This is a genomic window from Chryseobacterium lathyri, assembly GCF_019970085.1.
Classification (GTDB): Bacteria; Bacteroidota; Bacteroidia; order Flavobacteriales; family Weeksellaceae; genus Chryseobacterium; species Chryseobacterium lathyri.
In genome coordinates this window covers 36810-55259 of record NZ_JAHXYG010000006.1, presented here as the reverse complement: position 1 = coordinate 55259, position 18450 = coordinate 36810, and the positions used below count along the sequence as shown (strand labels likewise).

At 35.8% G+C, this 18450-nt stretch carries 16 protein-coding genes; 10 read left to right on the top strand and 6 right to left on the bottom strand.

The window, feature by feature from the left end; all coding sequences use genetic code 11:
* Window positions 1–3: 3 nt before the first annotated feature.
* The 4 genes from LC418_RS18600 (at window position 4) to sucC (ending at window position 4070) form a co-directional block, all read left to right on the top strand.
* Window positions 4–1080, top strand: coding sequence for a hypothetical protein (locus tag LC418_RS18600; RefSeq protein ID WP_223560238.1), 1077 nt, complete (start codon window positions 4–6; stop codon window positions 1078–1080).
* A 2-nt stretch (window positions 1081–1082) separates the two neighbouring features.
* Entirely contained in the window at window positions 1083–1469 is a 387-nt protein-coding gene (locus LC418_RS18595) for a DUF423 domain-containing protein (RefSeq protein WP_111955169.1), read from the top strand.
* Between the two features lie 2 nt (window positions 1470–1471).
* Window positions 1472–2749, top strand: a complete 1278-nt coding sequence (locus LC418_RS18590; protein WP_223560237.1) for a chloride channel protein — start codon at window positions 1472–1474, stop codon at window positions 2747–2749.
* 130 nt (window positions 2750–2879) lie between these two features.
* Complete coding sequence (gene sucC, locus LC418_RS18585; protein WP_223560236.1) at window positions 2880–4070, top strand: ADP-forming succinate--CoA ligase subunit beta; 1191 nt, start codon at window positions 2880–2882, stop codon at window positions 4068–4070.
* Between the two features lie 362 nt (window positions 4071–4432).
* Here the strand turns inward: sucC and LC418_RS18580 are convergent, their stop codons facing one another.
* A complete protein-coding gene (locus LC418_RS18580; protein WP_223560235.1) occupies window positions 4433–5317 on the bottom strand; it encodes a mechanosensitive ion channel family protein in 885 nt (294 codons plus the stop codon).
* 94 nt (window positions 5318–5411) lie between these two features.
* On the opposite strand from LC418_RS18580, the gene LC418_RS18575 reads away from it, so the two are divergent.
* Window positions 5412–6047, top strand: coding sequence for a peroxiredoxin (locus LC418_RS18575; RefSeq protein ID WP_223560234.1), 636 nt, complete (start codon window positions 5412–5414; stop codon window positions 6045–6047).
* A 99-nt stretch (window positions 6048–6146) separates the two neighbouring features.
* On the opposite strand, the gene LC418_RS18570 is transcribed toward LC418_RS18575, so the two are convergent.
* The 3 genes from LC418_RS18570 to LC418_RS18560 all read right to left on the bottom strand — a co-directional run bounded on the left by LC418_RS18570 (window position 6147) and on the right by LC418_RS18560 (window position 9770).
* Window positions 6147–6737 carry a hypothetical protein gene (locus LC418_RS18570; RefSeq protein ID WP_111955161.1) on the bottom strand — a complete coding sequence of 197 codons (591 nt, stop codon included), beginning with the start codon at window positions 6735–6737 and terminating at the stop codon, window positions 6147–6149.
* A gap of 160 nt (window positions 6738–6897) precedes the next feature.
* On the bottom strand, window positions 6898–7413 hold the full coding sequence (locus LC418_RS18565; RefSeq protein ID WP_111955159.1) for a hypothetical protein: 516 nt from the start codon (window positions 7411–7413) through the stop codon (window positions 6898–6900).
* A gap of 86 nt (window positions 7414–7499) precedes the next feature.
* Window positions 7500–9770 (bottom strand): TonB-dependent siderophore receptor, encoded by a 2271-nt coding sequence (locus tag LC418_RS18560; protein ID WP_223560233.1) that lies wholly within the window; start codon window positions 9768–9770, stop codon window positions 7500–7502.
* Window positions 9771–9955: 185 nt separating this feature from the next.
* Between LC418_RS18560 and LC418_RS18555 the strand changes: the two genes are divergently transcribed.
* Window positions 9956–11011 (top strand): Gfo/Idh/MocA family oxidoreductase, encoded by a 1056-nt coding sequence (locus tag LC418_RS18555; protein ID WP_223560232.1) that lies wholly within the window; start codon window positions 9956–9958, stop codon window positions 11009–11011.
* Window positions 11012–11112: 101 nt separating this feature from the next.
* Here the strand turns inward: LC418_RS18555 and LC418_RS18550 are convergent, their stop codons facing one another.
* Window positions 11113–13002: an ABC-F family ATP-binding cassette domain-containing protein gene (locus LC418_RS18550; protein WP_223560231.1), complete on the bottom strand. Its 1890-nt coding sequence runs from the start codon at window positions 13000–13002 to the stop codon at window positions 11113–11115.
* 273 nt (window positions 13003–13275) lie between these two features.
* Here LC418_RS18550 and LC418_RS18545 point away from each other — a divergent pair, with 273 nt between their 5' ends.
* From LC418_RS18545 to LC418_RS18530, 4 genes are all read left to right on the top strand, one after another.
* Complete coding sequence (locus LC418_RS18545; protein ID WP_338075559.1) at window positions 13276–13794, top strand: DUF1761 domain-containing protein; 519 nt, start codon at window positions 13276–13278, stop codon at window positions 13792–13794.
* Between the two features lie 45 nt (window positions 13795–13839).
* The gene (locus LC418_RS18540; RefSeq protein WP_223560230.1) at window positions 13840–14973 is read left to right on the top strand and encodes an 8-amino-7-oxononanoate synthase; all 1134 of its coding nucleotides are present in this window, start codon (window positions 13840–13842) and stop codon (window positions 14971–14973) included.
* A gap of 109 nt (window positions 14974–15082) precedes the next feature.
* The gene (locus LC418_RS18535; RefSeq protein WP_111955149.1) at window positions 15083–15595 is read left to right on the top strand and encodes a 5' nucleotidase, NT5C type; all 513 of its coding nucleotides are present in this window, start codon (window positions 15083–15085) and stop codon (window positions 15593–15595) included.
* A gap of 144 nt (window positions 15596–15739) precedes the next feature.
* Window positions 15740–17386: an alpha/beta fold hydrolase gene (locus LC418_RS18530; protein WP_223560229.1), complete on the top strand. Its 1647-nt coding sequence runs from the start codon at window positions 15740–15742 to the stop codon at window positions 17384–17386.
* Between the two features lie 135 nt (window positions 17387–17521).
* On the opposite strand, the gene LC418_RS18525 is transcribed toward LC418_RS18530, so the two are convergent.
* Window positions 17522–18385: a glycoside hydrolase family 25 protein gene (locus tag LC418_RS18525; RefSeq protein WP_223560228.1), complete on the bottom strand. Its 864-nt coding sequence runs from the start codon at window positions 18383–18385 to the stop codon at window positions 17522–17524.
* Window positions 18386–18450 lie beyond the last annotated feature (65 nt).

Here is an 18450-nt window from a genome sequence, read left to right as displayed (position 1 = left end):
ATAATGAGAAAGAAAATAGTATTCTTCCTGTTGATTTCTGGTTTAAGTTTTTCTCAGCAGAAAAATGTAAAGATCAGTGATTTGCAGCCGAAATCTGAAGATACTGTTTTTCCGGTTGTTTCCTATCCCGGAAACCCTTTGGTTGAAAATAAAATCAATACCTTTCTGCAGGTTAATGAACTGGAATATGTGCCGAATTCAGGCCTTGATCCTTTTAAAAAGGCTGCCACTGCGACCAATTCCTATACCAATTATCTCTATTTTTACAGTTGGGAAAAATTAGAAACCCCTAAAAATATTTTAAGTATTGGTATAGATGGCGAGGCTTCGGGAGCTTATCTGGAAGGTTTTTCCAAATGGATTAATTTTGATCTCAGAACAGGAAATTTTATTAATTGTCCCGATTTATTTCAACCCAATGCTGTTAAAACGATTGAAAGCTTAATCAATCAGAAAATCAGGAAAAGAGTTGATGAATTTCTTAAAGAGTTGAAAGCCGATAAAAATCCTACAGAAGAAATTCAGGAGCAGATTGCAATGTATGAAGACTGTTTTTTAGAGCATACCCTGGAATACATTGAATTCTATTTTGGAAAGGATCAATTGACTTTTGTTGCCGGAAGATGTTCCAATCATGCGATGAGAGCATTGGATGATCTGGGAAGTCACATCATTGAAATTTCTTATAAAGACCTAGAAAAATATTGGAGTCCTTACGCAAAAAATCTTCTGTCAGGTTCTGAAAAAACTGATACAACAAGTTTTCAGTATAAGCTGTTGAAAGGAAAAATTGATAAATACCCCATTACGGTTCTGATCAAACATCTTTACACGGATAATGGAGAAAATGCTTTTTCCGCCATGTATTGGTATGATAAAAATAAAAAACTGATAGAATGGAACGGAAAGATTCAGGGAGATCATATTTCCATTACGGAGAATGACCATCATGATGAAGAATTGGAAAAATGGATTCCGAGGGCTTTTATTGAAGCGAATAAAAAGGGCAGCATGATTACCGGAACCTGGCAGGATTACAAAACAAAAAAATATTTAAATCTAGAATTAGAAGAATTATAAAAATGAAAACAATTACTTTAATTTTTGGTGCTGCGTATGGAATGCTGTCTGTTATTCTGGGCGCCTTCGGAGCACATGCTTTAAAAAAAATATTGTCTGTAGAAAGACTTGAAAGCTTTGAAACAGGAGTGAGATACCAGATGTATGCTGCATTTTTCTTACTGATAATCGGATATATTTTAAAATTTGAAACTTCGTCTGAAAAATGGACTTCCATTTTGATGATTGTGGGAACCATGTTATTTTCTTTCAGTATTTATTTCCTTAGCCTGCAGGATTACCTGGGAGCAAACCTTAAATTTTTAGGACCCGTTACTCCGCTGGGAGGTCTTTTTATGATCCTGAGCTGGGGAATGCTTATTCTTTACTTTGCTAAAAACAGAATTTAAGAATGAAGATCAATAGAAGAAGACGGTTAATAAAAACATTGAATCTTCTGGATCAACCCATAAGATTCAATCCTTTTGTATTCAGCCGGACTTTTTTTATGTGGGCTTTCACAGGTCTTGTGGGAGGGGCTATTGCAGGAGGTTACTGGATCGTATTAGAACATTTTACTGAATTTCTAGCTGAGTTTCAGGGCTGGATGGTTATCCCTACCATGGCTGTCTGCGGTTTGCTGGCAGGACTTGTGATCCATTTCATCGGAGATCCCGGGGAAATCCATCTGATCGTTAATAATATCAGGTTTAATAAAGGAAAATTAGAGCCGAAAAATAATCCTTCCATGATTTTGTCATCCCTTTTTTGTGTGGCATCGGGTGGAAGTTTAGGTCCTGAAGCACCTTTGGTTCAGGTAACAGGTTCTACCGGAACCTGGCTTGGGAAAATTTTCAGGCTGAAAGGAGAGGAGCTGCGTTCTTTGAGTATTGCTGGAATGGCTTCAGGCTTTACCGCTTTATTCGGGGCTCCGCTTGGAGGAAGTTTATTTTCCCTTGAAATTCTGCATCACAAACATGCAGTGGAATATTATAAAGCTATTATTCCTGCTTTAGTGGCGAGCTGTTTCAGTTATGTGATGTTCGCTCTGATTATTCATTTAGGAATAGGGGCAACTTGGGATCTGAAAGCCTATCATTATTCAGGAGTATATGATTTTATCTATGCCTTTTTATTCGGGGTGGTGGCTACAGTTTTCGGATGGATCTTTATTTTCGTTGTAAAATTTTTCAAAAAAGTTTTTGAATACAGGTCGTTTCCGATTTATATAAAAACATTGGTTGGAGGAATTATTTTAGGAATTATTGCCTATAATTTTCCAATCACAAGATACTTCGGACATCATGAGATCAACGAACTGATCAACGGGGGTTTTGCCCTGAATTTTTTGATCGTCATTCTGGTTTTTAAAATCATAGCCATTGCGGTTACCGTGACTTCAGGATGGAGAGGAGGTTTCATTATCCCGCTGTTTTTTGTAGGCACCACTTTAGGGCTGATTATTCATCAGCTGTTTCCTTCGGTTGACACTACTTTAGCCATTGTAAGCTGTATGGCGGCAATTAATGCCTGTGTAACAAGAACACCAATGAGCACCACGATTATTCTGGGAACCTTAACCGGCTTTACTTATTTCGTTCCGATACTTTTTGCCAGTCTGACAGGTTATTTTCTGGCTCCGAAAATTCCATTCATCGGTTCACAGTCTGAGAAATTGTCCGAAGAATAGAGCAAATTTGATAAACATGTTAAAAATCAAGTTCACTGCACTTTAATTTTTAAGTCAATAAACTTGAACTTCCATGTCTTTTTAGTAAATTTGTCAACCTTTAAATTTTAAAATAAAATAATAAAATAATATGAATCTTCACGAGTATCAATCAAAAGAGATTTTATCAAAGTATGGAGTAGCTATCCAACGCGGTTTCGTAGCGAATAATGTAGACGAAGCTGTAGCAGCTGCAGAAAAGCTTACTGCTGAAACCGGAGCTCAGGCTTGGGTAGTAAAAGCACAGATCCACGCAGGTGGACGTGGTAAAGGTGGTGGTGTTAAGTTCTCTCCAAACATGGATAAGCTTAAAGAAAATGCACAGAACATCATCGGAATGCAGTTGGTAACTCCACAAACTTCTGCTGAAGGTAAAAAAGTACACTCTGTTTTGGTTGCAGAAGACGTTTATTATCCTGGAGAATCTGAAACTAAAGAATTTTATGTTTCTATTCTTTTAGACAGAGCTGAAGGTAAAAATACGATTGTATATTCTACTGAAGGAGGGATGGATATTGAGCATGTTGCTGAAGTAACTCCTCATTTGATCCACAAGGAAATCATTGATCCTGCTTTAGGTCTTCAAGGATTCCAGGCCAGAAAAATCGCTTTCAATCTTGGTCTTGAAGGAAATGCTTTCAAAGAATTCACAAAATTCATTGCATCTCTTTACAATGCTTATACTGGAATTGATGCTTCTCTTTTTGAAATCAACCCTGTATTAAAAACTTCTGATAACAAAATTATCGCTGTTGATGCTAAAGTAACTTTGGATGACAACTCATTGTTCCGTCACAAAGACCTAGCTGAATTAAGAGATACAAGAGAAGAAGATCCAATGGACGTTGAAGCTGGTGAAGCTGGTCTTAACTTCGTGAAACTTGACGGTAACGTTGCTTGTATGGTAAACGGTGCTGGTCTTGCAATGGCAACAATGGATATCATCAAATTATCTGGCGGTAACCCGGCTAACTTCCTTGACGTAGGTGGTACTGCTGATGCTCAGAGAGTTCAGACAGCTTTCGGAATCATCCTGAGAGATCCTAACGTAAAAGCTATCCTTATCAATATCTTCGGTGGTATCGTAAGATGTGACAGAGTTGCTCAGGGAGTTGTAGATGCTTACAGAGCTATGGGAAACCTTCCTGTTCCATTGATCGTAAGATTACAGGGAACTAACGCTGTAGAAGCTAAAAAATTAATTGATGATTCAGGTCTTCCTGTACATTCAGCAATTACTTTAGAAGAAGCTGCCAACAAAGTAAAAGAAGTTTTAGCGTAAGCTGAACTTTTAAATAAATTGAGAAACCGTTCCATTTTTGGAGCGGTTTTCTTTTTTACCACAAAAGTCACAGAAGTTTTTCATGTTAAACACTTTAGATCACTTTAGCTTAAAAGTTTTACCATCCTGAAAACAATAAGTTCACATAAACAGAAAATCAAAGATTTTCTTAAAAACTTAAGTGTACTTTCTATGCACAATCTATTTAACTTTAAAATAACTTAAGTGTCAAAGAACTTTTGTGACTTTTGTGGTTGAATTTAATTTTTTGTAGCCCGATAACATCAGAGATGTACCTTTAAATCAAAGTATCAGAATAATTTGAAGCATAAAAAAACCGCTTAAAAAAAGCGGCTGATATTTTATTTGTCCTGATTTTCGGCAGGAAGAGATTCTCCATTCGTAATGCTGATACTTGTAGGAGTTACCAGCTGGATATTGTCTGCATCCAGACGCTGCTTGATTTTCAGATAGGCTTCACTTTTTACCTGAACTATGTTGGCTCCTACTTTCATCCAGAATTTAGCCTGGAGATTAAAATTGCCCTGTTTTAAGTCGGTAAAGATCACTTCCGAAGTATCCAGCCTGTCTACACCATCCAGGCTTTTAATGACATCCAGCATCCCCTTCTGAGCTTTGCTGATATCTTCATCCGCAGGGATCTCGAAGTTTAAAATAATTCTGCGCTGCGGCGATGCTGTAATATTGTAAAAAGGTGCATTGAAAATTACCTGATTGGGGATGTAAGCTTTCTTTCCGTCATCGGTAATGATTTTTGTTGTTAAAAAACCAATTTCCTGAACTGTTCCGGAATGTGCTCCGATCGTTATATAATCCCCTATTTTAAATGCCTTATCAATTCCAATGAGCATTCCAGAAAAAATACTGGATACCAGATCTTTCAAAGCAACCCCGGCAATCACCCCGGCTACTCCTAAACTTCCGATAAACTTCCAAAGGAAACCACTGAAGCCCATGATTTCGAGTGCAATAAAGGTTCCCATCAGCATGATCAGGAATCTGAATATGCTTATTAAAGTAACCAGAGAACTTTCTTTCTGGCTTTTAGGGAAAAATTTGTGAAATAATTTTACGGCACCTAAGCTTAAGTATTTACTGGTAACAAGAAAAAAAGAAAATACTAAAATTCCGACAATAAGTTTCGGTGTAAGCTCGGCAAACCTCATATACCAGCTCTCCAAAACCCTGTAAATAACATCTACGTAGCTGTAACCATTGTTCTGCATGAAAAAAAATTTATTAAAGATAGAAAAAATTCAACAAAAATTTTGCCAGTTTCAAAAAGTCTACTAAATTTGTAGACTAACAAAGCAAAATATTATGTCACTTAAATTAGGAGATACAGCACCGGACTTTCAAGCCGAAACATCTTTAGGCGATATTAGATTTCATGAATTCTTAGGGAATTCTTGGGGAATTTTATTCTCACATCCTGCAGATTATACTCCGGTATGCACTACAGAGTTGGGATACACCTCAAAGCTGAAATCTGAATTTGATAAAAGAGGAACAAAAGTGATTGCTTTAAGTGTAGATGGAGTAGAGGATCATCAAAGCTGGATTAAAGATATTAATGAAACCCAGAATACGGATGTACAGTTTCCTATTATTGCAGATAAAGACCGGAAAATTTCGGAACTCTATGATTTTATCCACCCGAATGCTTCTGCTACAGCTACCGTACGTTCTTTGCTGATCATTGATCCCGATAAAAAAGTAAGGTTAATCATTACTTACCCGGCTTCTACAGGAAGGAATTTTAATGAGATCTTAAGAGTTCTGGATTCTCTTCAGCTGGTTGACTCGCATAAAGTAGCTACTCCTGTCAATTGGGAAAATGGTGATGATGTGATTGTACCGCCTGCTATTTCTACAGAAGATGCCAGAAAGATATTCCCAAAAGGAGTGACAGAAATAAAGCCGTATCTGAGATATACGCCTCAACCTAATACATGATTTATTTGATTTTTTATAGTTTAGTTTTAATTTGTACGAAAATCGCCCCGAAATATTTCGGGGCGATTTCATTTTTTTATTCAAGTGAATATAAAGTGATTATTTTAAATCATTAGCTACTTCTTTAGCTTTTGAAGTCGGTAAATAAATACTGAACCCTAAGTTGAATGTAATATTTGAGTTTAATCCTTCGCTACCAAATCCTGCTCTGCCTTTGTATTTTACTAAACCTTCAATACCGATGTTAGGAGTAATAAAATAAGAATAACCAGGACCTGCACCAAAATCTAAACCAGTTGTAGAATCTGCATTTTCAACTGACCTACCTCCGATACCTACATTACCTTCAAGGAACCATCTTCCGTGGTGTAGCAAATTATCAACACCCTTTTCTCCCGGAGATAGGTAGTAACGACCCAAACCACCTACACCATAAGTGAATTCAGTAGGGCTGCCATTGGTAACTTTATTGATCCCTAAATCTACATATCCACCCACAGCTACATTATCTTTAATGAAGTAAGCACCTTTTGGCTGTAAACCAATATTGTATCCTCCACCAGTATTTAAACCAAAATTACTTGATATTAAGCTGCTTCCTACCAGCCAGTTACCTTGTTGAATTTGAGCGTTAGCTGTTGCAGTCAAACCTGTTGCTGCCAATATTCCTGCAAAAATTAGTTTTTTCATAATTTATTATTTTAATAATTAAATGTTACCATTTGTAGATTAAAGAAAAAACAAGAAATGTGCCAAGCTTCTTAATTTTAGATAAAAACTCAGAATAAATGTTAATTTTCAGGTAATCGAAATGTGAATTATTTGGTCTTTTTTTTGATGATTTTGTAATTTAAATACACAAAAGAATCACCGAAATAATAAGGCCTGCAATAGTGAATTTTATTCCGCGTTTGAAAGCTTTTGTTTTGGGATTAAACATCCAGAAACTGGAAACCACAAAAAAGAATAAAGAGATCCCGAAAAATGTATTCAGGGGTGATAAGGTCTCTTTTGACTGGGATTTATGAAGTTTCACCATTTTGTCCAGTACAAAAGGAAGTTCTTTTTTAGAGTATTTTGCCTTTCCGGTAGATGCATCATAAGTACCCTGTTTAAAATAGATAACAGTACCTTCCGTTTTTTCTGCTTCAAGACCTTTGATTTTCAATTCTTTTCCAAGCTCTTTCTCTGTAAGATTGACAGCGACTGTTTTATCGTATTTTTTCTCTTTTTTTAGAAAATCAGTATCCCTGTAAACAAGCAAAATTCCGCTCAATGCATAAATGGCCATTATTCCTGCAAGAAAATACCCCAGATAGCGGTGTGTAACTCTCATAAAACTTCTTGTGTCCTTGATCTTATCCATATTGTATGTCTTTTTTTATATTTAAAAATGGAAATTGCATTTTTGCAATTTCCACTTTGAATGATGAAATTATATAATATTTAATTCTAAAGCTTGTAGGTAAGCGTAAAATAATAGTTTCTTGGCGTAATAGGATTTACAGAATAATTTTCATGTACATTGTAATTCACTACATCGAACAGGTTACCCACTTTCCCCTGGATAGAGAATTTCTTCCATTCGTAACCTACAGATACAGATACGGTAGTGTAATCCTTTAATTCAAATACTCTGCTTACTCCATTTCTCGCAGCTAAACTATTGCTTCCGGTCTTTGTATCATTCCATCCGGCTAGTCGGTCACCAATATAGTAAGCCCCAGCGCCTATTTTTAATCCTTTAGCAAAACGTGTGAATTTATAAAATACCGAGGCATTGGCTGTGGTGGCCGGAGTTCTTACCAGTCTCTGCTCTTCTACATATCCAAATTGTTCAGGAGTATCAAGATAAACTGAATTATTATATGAGAAACCACCTATAATGGATAAATTTTCATTTGGGTTTCCTGTAATATCCAATTCCACACCGCGGCTCCTCATTTTTCCGGCAAAATCTTTTAAAAGTCCGTTAGGGTCTATCTGTAATCCTTTATCATCTAAAGCAACCTGATAATAATTTTTGTATAAAATCTGATAAACAGTAAGGTTAATAGCCAAGGCATTATTCCACAGGTTTTTCTTTGCTCCTACTTCATACTGATCAATATAAGTAGGCTTAAGAGCTTGATCTTGTCTATCTAAACCAACATTATTGGAGAATGAGTTGGTATAGGTTGCAAATACTGATAAATTATCATTTGGCATATATACTATACCTGCTTTTGGCGATATAGCCATATCGGAAGAACTTGAGAACGGAACATAAGGGGTAGTATTGTCCTTGAAGTTTTCTTTTCTTGTGCTTTTGTTTTCTACATAAGACCATCTTAAGCCTGCAAGTACCTTAAATTGCTTTGAAATACTGATGAAATCCTGAGCATATACTCCTATTCTCTGTGTAGGAATTCTTGAACGTTCAAATTTTGCTACATGTTCCGAAGTAGGCATACTACCACCTGTCCATGTAGACGGATCATCCAAATAAACTGAGCTGTTAGGGTTTCCGTTTGTACCGAACAAATAAGCCGTTCCATATAATGCCTTTTTAGGATCTGCGATAGTGGGATCATAATAGGTATAAGAATCGGCAATGCCATAATCAGCATCTGCTCCTATTAAAACTTTATGATTAATTTTTCCGGTGTTGAATTCCCCATTGATATTAGCCTGGAACGATGTGTAATTTTGTTCGTTGTAAGTTCTGTTTAAAGGTCTTTTCCATGCTAATCGATTACCGGTTGTATATTCCCATTGTATCCTTTCTGTGGAAAAATAATCCTTAGTGTAATTTTGATAAGAAGCAGTGGCATTCAATGACCATCTTTCGCTGAACTGATGATTAAATGTGATGTTAGTTGATAGTTGTTCTACATTTTGATACTGCCAGTCTGTTCCCAGGAATGCATTTCTGGACAGCAGATTATTCATAGAGTAGCTTTTGTCAGCATTGGTAATAGAACCAATCCCAAAATCGGGAGTAAAATTATTTTTAAGATAATCCGCTTCTACAATCAATTGTGATTTCGGACTCAAATTGAATAAAAATGAAGGATTGAAATAGTATTTCTCAGACTGTACAACATCTCTGAAACTTTCAGCATATTCATAGGCACCATTGACTCTGAATGCAATATTTTTAGATAAAGGTCCATAAATATCAACTGTTGGCTTATAAGAATTCCAGCTTCCACCATTCAGTCCTACACTTCCGCCAAAATTAAATTTAGGCTTCTTAGTGATCATATTAATGATTCCTCCTGCAGCTGTATTTCCGTACAGCATGGCATTGGCTCCTTTCAGTACTTCAACTCTTTCCAGACCACTTACTTCAGGAAAAACACCACTGTTAACCCTTGTACCGTTTTTAAAAATATTATCATTTCCCAAAATAAAACCACGTCCCCCAAAACTGTCCTGAGAATTTCCTCTGGATGAAGTAATGTACATACCATTTACATTCTGAAGAACATCGCTCAGCTGCTTGGCCTGTTGTTGCTCAATAATTTCATGAGTTACAATGGAGATAGCCTGAGGGTTTTCCATTACCGTAAGGGTAGACTTAGTGGATAAAGTCCTTGCCTGGTTTGGATTTCCTGTCTTATGAAGATTAATGTCTTCAATGGTTTGGGTTCTGATGGTATCGGCTTCAATATTTTTCAATTGAGCACTTAAAGATAAGGCTGCCAATAAAAATCCTATAGATGCAAGTTGTTTATTCATTTTATTTTTATGTAGACTAGTTTTAAATAGCGGCAAAAATAAGGTTTTTTGAAATATTAATTTAGAATTGATAAAAATAATAAAATGATTTAAATCATACTTTATGAATGCTGTAAAAGAACCGATTGCTTCTATGCCTTCTTAAACTGGGGATTATTGAATATATTTGTTGAAAATTATATAGTATGCAATTGATAAAAGCAGGACTTTGTGCCTTTGGAATGAGCGGAAAAATATTTCATGCTCCATTTTTGAAAGAACATCCCGGATTTTTTATGGCTGCCGTAGTAGAGAGAAGTAAAGAAGAGTCAAAAGAAAAATATCCGGAAGCAACTATTTACCGTTCGGTAGAAGAAATGCTTCAGAATGCAGATATTGAACTTGTGATTATCAATACACCTGTACAGACCCATTATGAATATGCAAAGATGGCACTTGAAGCAGGAAAAAATATAATTGTTGAAAAACCCTTCACCGTTAGTGTTTCAGAAGCAGAAGAGCTTGTGAATCTGGCGGAAGAAAAAGGACTGTTTCTGAGTGTTTATCAAAACAGAAGATTCGACCGAGATTTTCTGCAGGTTCATAAAATATTGAATGACGGCAAATTAGGAGATGTTAAAGAAACCGAAATCCGTTTCGACAGGTTCCGTACTACACCCAGCGGAAAACAGCATAAAGAAGATCCACAGCAGACGGGTTCAGGTTCCCTGCATGATCTTGGTGCCCATCTTGTAGATCAGGCCGTCCAATATTTTGGATATCCTGAAAAGCTTTTTGCTGATGTGTTTTCCATGAAAGGACAGGAATATGCCAATGATTATTTTGAAATTCTGCTTTATTACAAAAACAATTTAAGAGTAAGGCTGAAATCATCTGTGTTTAGCAAAGAAGCTCATTATGCCTATGCTATTCACGGAGAAAAAGGAAGCTTCCTGCAGGAAAGAACTGATAATCAGGAAAATGAACTGGTTGCAGGAGCCATACCGGTTTATGGCAAAGAATGGACAGAGCCTTTAAAAGGGACGGACGGGATTTTAAATTTCGTAAATGAAAGCTCAGAAACCAAAAGAATGCTGACTGCCAGCGAACCCGGGAACTATATGGATTATTATCAGCAGATTTATGAATATATCGTTTTCGGATATGCATTACCATCTCAGGGAAGAGAGGTTGTCCAGAATATGAAAATCATAGATGCATCCCTGGAAAGTTCAAAAGAAGGGAAAATAGTATACCTGTAGGGTAGAGGAGTTTGAGAGTGGGAGTGTTTGAGTGTAAAAGTATTTGATATTTAGAATTTCCTTAACACTCAAACACTCCCACTCTCAAACACTCTCACTTATTATATTTCCTGAAGTTCCAGCCATCTCATCTCATAGTTTTCAAGCTTTTCAGAAATAGTTTCTAATTCGGCAGAAAGTTGAGAGACTTTTTCATAGTCTGTTTCATTATTTAGCTGATCCATGATCTTAGCACGTTGCTGTTCAAGCTCAGGCATTTCTTTTTCTATCGTTTCCAGTTCCCTTTGCTCCTTAAAAGACATTTTTCTTTTTTGAGAAGCAGGTTGCTGAATCTCTGGTACTGCAACAATTTCTTTTACAGGTTCCGGTTTGGATACCGCATTTTTTTCCAGTGCATCCTCGCGGCTTTTAGCTTCCCTGTATTCTGAAAAGTTTCCGATAAAATCTCTGATCTTTCCTTCTCCTTCAAAAGCTAAAATATGATCAACAATTCTGTCCATGAAATACCTGTCGTGAGATACAATAATTAAGCTACCTTGAAAATTCAACAGGAAATTTTCCAGCACGGTTAAAGTCGGAAGATCCAGATCGTTGGTAGGTTCATCAAATATCAGAAAGTTAGGATTCTGATACAGAATATACATTAAATGCAGTCTCCTTTTTTCCCCTCCTGAAAGTTTCGAAATAGGCGAATATTGTGTCTGGTCATCAAATAAGAATAATCTCAAAAACTGTGATGCAGAGATTGTTCTTCCGTTGGCTAAAGGAAAATTTTCAGAAATTTCCTTGATAAAATCAATAACTCTTTCATCTTCTTTATACTTCAGCCCTTTTTGTGAAAAATATCCGAATTTGATTGTTTCACCCGTTTCAATTTCCCCGGAATCTTTAGGTTCAAGCCCCTGGATAATATTCAGTAATGTAGATTTTCCGGCTCCGTTTTTTCCTACAATTCCTACTTTTTCACCCCGTTGAAACTGATAGCTGAAATCTTTTAATAATAATTTCTCACCATAACTTTTAGAAATATTTCTGAGTTCCAGAATCTTGTTTCCGAGCCTTTTCATTTCAAAATCAAGTTCCAGAGATTCTTTTCTGGTGTCGGTTTTAGCTATTTTTTCAGTTTCGTAAAAATCATCCTGTCTGGATTTCGATTTTGTAGTTCTTGCTTTGGGCTGTCTTCGCATCCATTCCAGTTCTTTTCTGTAAAGATTGTTGGCCTTGTCGATGGTTGCATTCATATTATCCTCACGAATCATCTTGTTTTCAAGATAGGTTGCATAAGAACCATTATGGAAATACAGATTTTTATCCTCCATTTCCCAGATAATGTCACAAACCGCATCCAGGAAATATCTGTCGTGGGTTACCAGTATTAAGGTAATTTTCGCTTTACTTAAATAACTTTCGAGCCATTCTACCATTTCCACATCAAGGTGGTTGGTTGGCTCATCCATGATCAGAAGAGTATGACGGTGTTCCGCTCTTGTCTCAGTCAGTAGTTTTGCTAAAGCAACACGTTTGATCTGTCCACCGGAAAGGGTTCCCATTTTTGCTTCCAGATCAGTGATTTTCAGCTGGGAGAGAATTTGTTTCATATCATTCTCCAGATCCCATGCTTTATGAATTTCCATTTCAGCCAAAGCTTTTTCAATGAAATCATAATCTGTGGAGAGCAGAGATTGATGATAATTCTTCAGAGCCTGAATAGGCGCAGAATCAAGCGTCATCATAAACTCATCAATCGTTAGATCAGAATCAAATTCAATCTCCTGGTCAAATAAAACCACCTGGATATCTTTATTAATATTTACAGTCCCGCTGTCTGCAATTTCATTCCCCATTAATATTTTAAGAAGGGTAGATTTTCCGCTTCCGTTTTTGGCGACAATGGCTATTTTGTCCCCTTCATTTACATGAAAAGAAATATTTTCGAACAAAACTTTGACGCCATAAGATTTAGTAAGATTTTCTACAGAAACGTAATTCATTGGAATTTAATGGGTTTGATTTAAAAATTCAATTGAGCTGCAAAAATACGAAAATGTACACACTTAAAACTTACTAATGCCATTATATAAGAATCTTTAAAACGTAAATCATTTTTTTTATAATTAGTATAGGATTGGAATGTAATATTAGATTTTTATTGAATTTATTCTATTTTCTTTTAATTTATAGTTAAAATGAATTATAATTTACGTAAATTTCATTTTATGTTGTATTTTAATGTAGATTTGATATACTTATTAAAATGCAATATTATGATGGAAATTAACTTATTGGCTATTGCTGTAGCCGCATTGGTTCCACTTATTATGGGATTTATCTGGTATCATCCAAAAATGTTCGGAACTGTCTGGATGCAGGAATCGGGGCTGACAGAAGAGAAAATGAAAGGATCAAACATGGGATTTATTTTTGTCTTTTCATTTATCCTGTCTTTTCTGATCGCTTTTTTTCTGCAAATGATTACAATACATCAACTTGGAGCCTTAGGCATGGTTGGTGGAGATGAAATGAATGCAAAACCTTCATTTTTTGCCTTCATGAAAGATTACGGAATGGCCTATCGTTCTTTTGGCCACGGTGCTTTGCATTGTTTTATAGCCGGAGTATTTTTGATATTTCCCATTACTGCAATTAATGTAATGTTTGAAAGGAAATCCTGGAAATATACTTTCATTAATACTGCATACTGGACCATAACGATCACCATTATGGGCGGAATTGTCTGTGGCTGGTATTTGCCGGATGGCTTTAATTGGGTTACACAAAAATAAAATTCTAACGATCCAAATGATAAGGCTACATTTGTGGCCTTTTTTATGTCATATAATTTAAAAATATACAATAGCGTTTCGGATTTACCTTCACAGTGGAATTCTGTGATCGGAAACCGGAATATTATGCTTTCCAAAGAATATTTCAATATTTTGGAATCTTCCGGGCCTGCCAATATGGACTGCTATTATGCCGGTTTCTTTTATAATGATGATTTGATTGGCGGTGCTTTATTCCAATATTTAAATTTCCAGAATCATGTGACCTTTCAGAAAAATGAAGTCTGGGGCAATATCAGGAATTTCTTTGCCCGAAAATTCAGTAAAGATGTAATGATCTTGGGAAACAATATGCTGACAGGCCAGAATGGATTTTATTTTGATGCTGCCAAAATTACTTTTGAACAGGTAGTTTCACTTTTGGACAGGGCGGTTCAGAAGATGCAGAAAGACATCAGAAAAACGTCTTTGATCATTTATAAAGATTATCAGTTCAATTTTGTCAACTATTTCCAGAGTAAAAACCATCAGCCCTATTTCCGATTTTCAGTTCAGCCTAATATGATATTGAAGATAAACGAAAGCTGGACTGTGTATGAGGATTATTTGAATGATTTTTCTAAAAAATACAGGACAAGAGCCCGCTCTGCCCGAAAGAAATTTGAAAATATAGAAAAGCATGAAATGAATTTGGGTGAGATACAAAAGCATCAGGATGAAATGAATATTCTCTATCAAAATGTAGCTGAAAATGCTCCGTTCAATACCTTTTTTCTTGCTGAACATCATTTTGAATGCATGAAGAAAAATATCAATAAAAATTTTAAAGTATTTGGATATTTTTTAAACCAAAAGCTGATTGGATTCTATACTTTAATCCTCAATAATCAAGATATTGACACCTATTTTTTAGGCTATGATAAAGAAATTCAAAAAGAAAGGCAACTGTATCTCAACATGCTTTTAGATATGGTAGAATTCGCAATTAGCAATAAGTCTAAAAGAATAATTTTCGGGAGAACAGCTTTGGAAATAAAATCAACCATTGGTGCGGAACCTATTGAAATTTTCGGATTGATAAAGCATAATAATTCTTTGGTCAATTTATTTATGAAAAGAATTTTCATAGGATTAAATCCTAAAAAAGAATGGATTCAAAGAAAGCCTTTCGTTGAATAGGCTGCGATGAGATAAATTTGTCTTGAATTTTTATTTTGTATAGATGATATTTTTTATTTTTTTTGATATGTTGTAAGTTTAAGCTTTCATAAAATTACATATTAAAATAATGAAAAAAGTAATCGTAGACATGGACGGGGTAATGGCAGATGTGTACCATCAGCTGGTGCAGTTTGAAAAAAGAGACTCAGGAAGAGAAATTGAAATCAATGATCTGGCAGGAATGCCTGAAACTGAAGCGTTTCCCAATGGAAAAAAACACGTTAATGAAGTTGGCTTTTTCAGAACGCTTCCTGTCATGGAAGGAAGCCGAGCAGCTTTGGAATACATTAATAACAAATATGAGCTCTACATTGTTTCTGCTGGGATGGAGTTTCCTAACAGCTTAAGAGAAAAATTTGATTGGTTGGCAGAACATTTTCCGTTTATCAGCTGGGAACAAATTGTTTTGTGTGGAAGCAAAAAAGTGGTACACGGTGATGTAATGATCGATGATTATCCTAAAAATCTGGATCATTTTGCCGGAGAAAAACTAATTTTCACCCAACCTCACAACGAGCTGATAGAAAATGAAAATTACAAAAGAGTGCATTCATGGGAAGAGATCATGAATATTCTGTAAAAAGAAAAGTTTATGCATTTTTTAGAATTCCTATCACAGACTGGTGATTTTTTTAAATAAGTTTAACTAAATACAAACCAAATTTAATAAGTCATTGTGAGTATTCAAGGGAGAAAATAAAGAATTTTGCATCAAACTTATACTATGAAAAAACTCAATGCTTTATTCTTACTTTTAGCAGCCTATTTTTTTAATGCACAGGTGATTTTGGGAACTGTAATTTCCGGAAATGAAAAACAGCCGATTCCTTACGTAAAAATTGGGGTAGAAAAAGAGAACGCCGGTACTGTTTCCGATGAGAAAGGAAATTTTGCTATTAACCTTTCGGGATTTGATCCATCAAAAAAACTAAAAATAGAGGTTCCCGGCTATGAGCCTTATTCTGAAACTGTACAGAATTTCAGGAAATATGATGGTCAGCAGATATTTTTAAAAGAAAAAGTTAAAAATATAAAGGAAGTCAATATTAAAGTTAAAAAGCTGGTTGATAAAAACTGGGGCGTCAATACGAAAACAAAAAGTGTTCTGTATTCCGTTAATCCTAAGTTCAAAAAAGAAGATTTTCTTGGTGAAACTGCTTTGGAATTTAACGCCAGCAGAAGATCCAAGATCAAAAATATCAACCTGAATATCGCCAGCTATATTTCAGACAAGCCCGTGCTGATGAGATACAGTCTTTATACCGAAAAAAACGGTTTTCCCGACCAAAATATCCTGGATGAACAAATCACAGTAGAACTTACGGAAGATATGATTAAAGACGGAACTTATACACTGGATGTGAATGATCATAATATCTGGGTGCAGGGAAAATTCTTTATCGGAATTCAGTTTTTAAAAGAATTTGACGGAAAGGTTAATATCAGTGCTGCATTGTTCAGAACGGGATTTATTAGAAAATTTTATGGTGACTGGCAGAAAATAACCCTGGCAGCCCCAGCCATTAATATCGATGTAAAAGTGGATAAAAGCGCAAAGAATATCAAAGATGAAACGGCTGCTTTTGGAGATGACCTCGAAGGGCTGATCCCAGATGTTTCCCAATATAGTATGGAATCTAAAAACTCTGTGTATGGGAAAAACGAATCTTCGGGCAGCTATCTTCAATTAAAAGGTACAAAGCTTTATTACGAAATTTATGGTGAAGGAGAACCGCTTTTTCTTCTTCATGGGAATTCAGGAAGTATCCAGGATTTTTACCAGCAGATTCCGGTTCTTTCCCAACAGTTTAAAGTAATTGTTGTAGATACCAGAGGGCAGGGTAAAAGTATTGATACTTCCGAAAGAGATTTTACCTATACCCAATTTGCAGAAGATATAAAAATGCTTGCAGACAAGCTGGAATTGCATAAAATTAATATTGCCGGATGGAGCGACGGTGGAGTCACAGGATTAGAGTTTGCTTTAAAATATCCGGAAAACCTGAACAAATTGATTACCATTGGTGCCAATGCTTTTCCTGAAGGTGTCGACGAAAGACTTATTTCTCATATGAAAAATCAGCTTCTGGTGCTGAATATAGAGAATAAATCTGGAAAATTCAACGAACGCAGACTGGTAGAAATTATGCTGAATGAGCCTCATATCAGTAAAAAAGATCTGGCAAAAATACAAAGTCCGGTTCTGGTGATTGCAGGTGATAAAGATGTGATCAAACAGGATCATACTGAAATGATAGCCAAACAGATCCCACATGCTGAACTTAAGATCTATAAAAATGCAACCCACATGATTCCTTTCGAAAATGCTGATGAGCTGAATGCAGATATTTCAAAATTTCTGGGGAAATAATTTTAGGTTGGAAGAGGCAGGCTGGAAGATATTGCTGATAATTGGCCTCCTTCGGTTATTTCTTAAACTTATAAATTAATTTAAAAATTGATTAAACCCGGGAGAAATAATTCTTTCGGGTTTCTTCCTTCCCTGTCAATCCAGCGTAAGTCTTTTTAACGACCAGGTGCTTCCATTATAGATATCAAGATCTACTTTGGTGTTAATGCCATGAACAATACCATTTTCCGTAAACTGCCAGAAATCCCAATGATCATTGGGAGTGGGAGAGGGTACATCATTGTAATTCGCCAGCCAGAGCGGATAATCGTCAAATTCTCCTTTCAGGAAGTCTTTATAGTAATGATAATAGGTATAGATGATCGGTTTTTCCCCATACGTTTCTTCTATGATCTTGCACCATACCTTTAAATCTTCTATCAGTTTTTTATTCGTTTTTCTTTTCGGGATCTTTTCAATATCTAAAATAGGGGGAAGGTCACCGCTTTCCAGTTTTACATTCGCTAAAAAATTATTAGCCTGGATCACAGGATCTTCATCAGCCCTGTAAAAATGGTAGGCTCCACGAATCAGATTATGCTTTTGGGCTTTTATCCAGAACTCATCAAAATGCTTGTCGGCATTTCGGTTTCCCATTGTGGCACGCATGACTACAAATTCCAGTGGAATTGTTTTATTTCCAATGCTCAGACTGTCCCATTTGATATCTTCCCTGTTCTGATAATGAGAAACATCAAAACCATATGTTTTATCGAGATTAGCGGTAAGGATTTTCTGTATCCTTGCTGCTTCCACTTCACTGTTGTGTAGTTTTTTATGTCTGAATTTATTGAAGTACAGTGCATAATAATAGCTAACCGACTGTTTCAGGTAAAATCCTGTTCCTATTAAAGCAAGAATTAAAACAGCTAATATTACTTTTCTCCGGAAAAAATAATTCTTCCGACGATTCTCATGTACTTTTTTGGCCGTCTTTTTGGTGTACTTTTTAGGTGTCATAAAGTTTTGCAAAACTAACTTTTTTCACTACTAAATGCTAAATAAAATCAGTAAATTTGTGTATT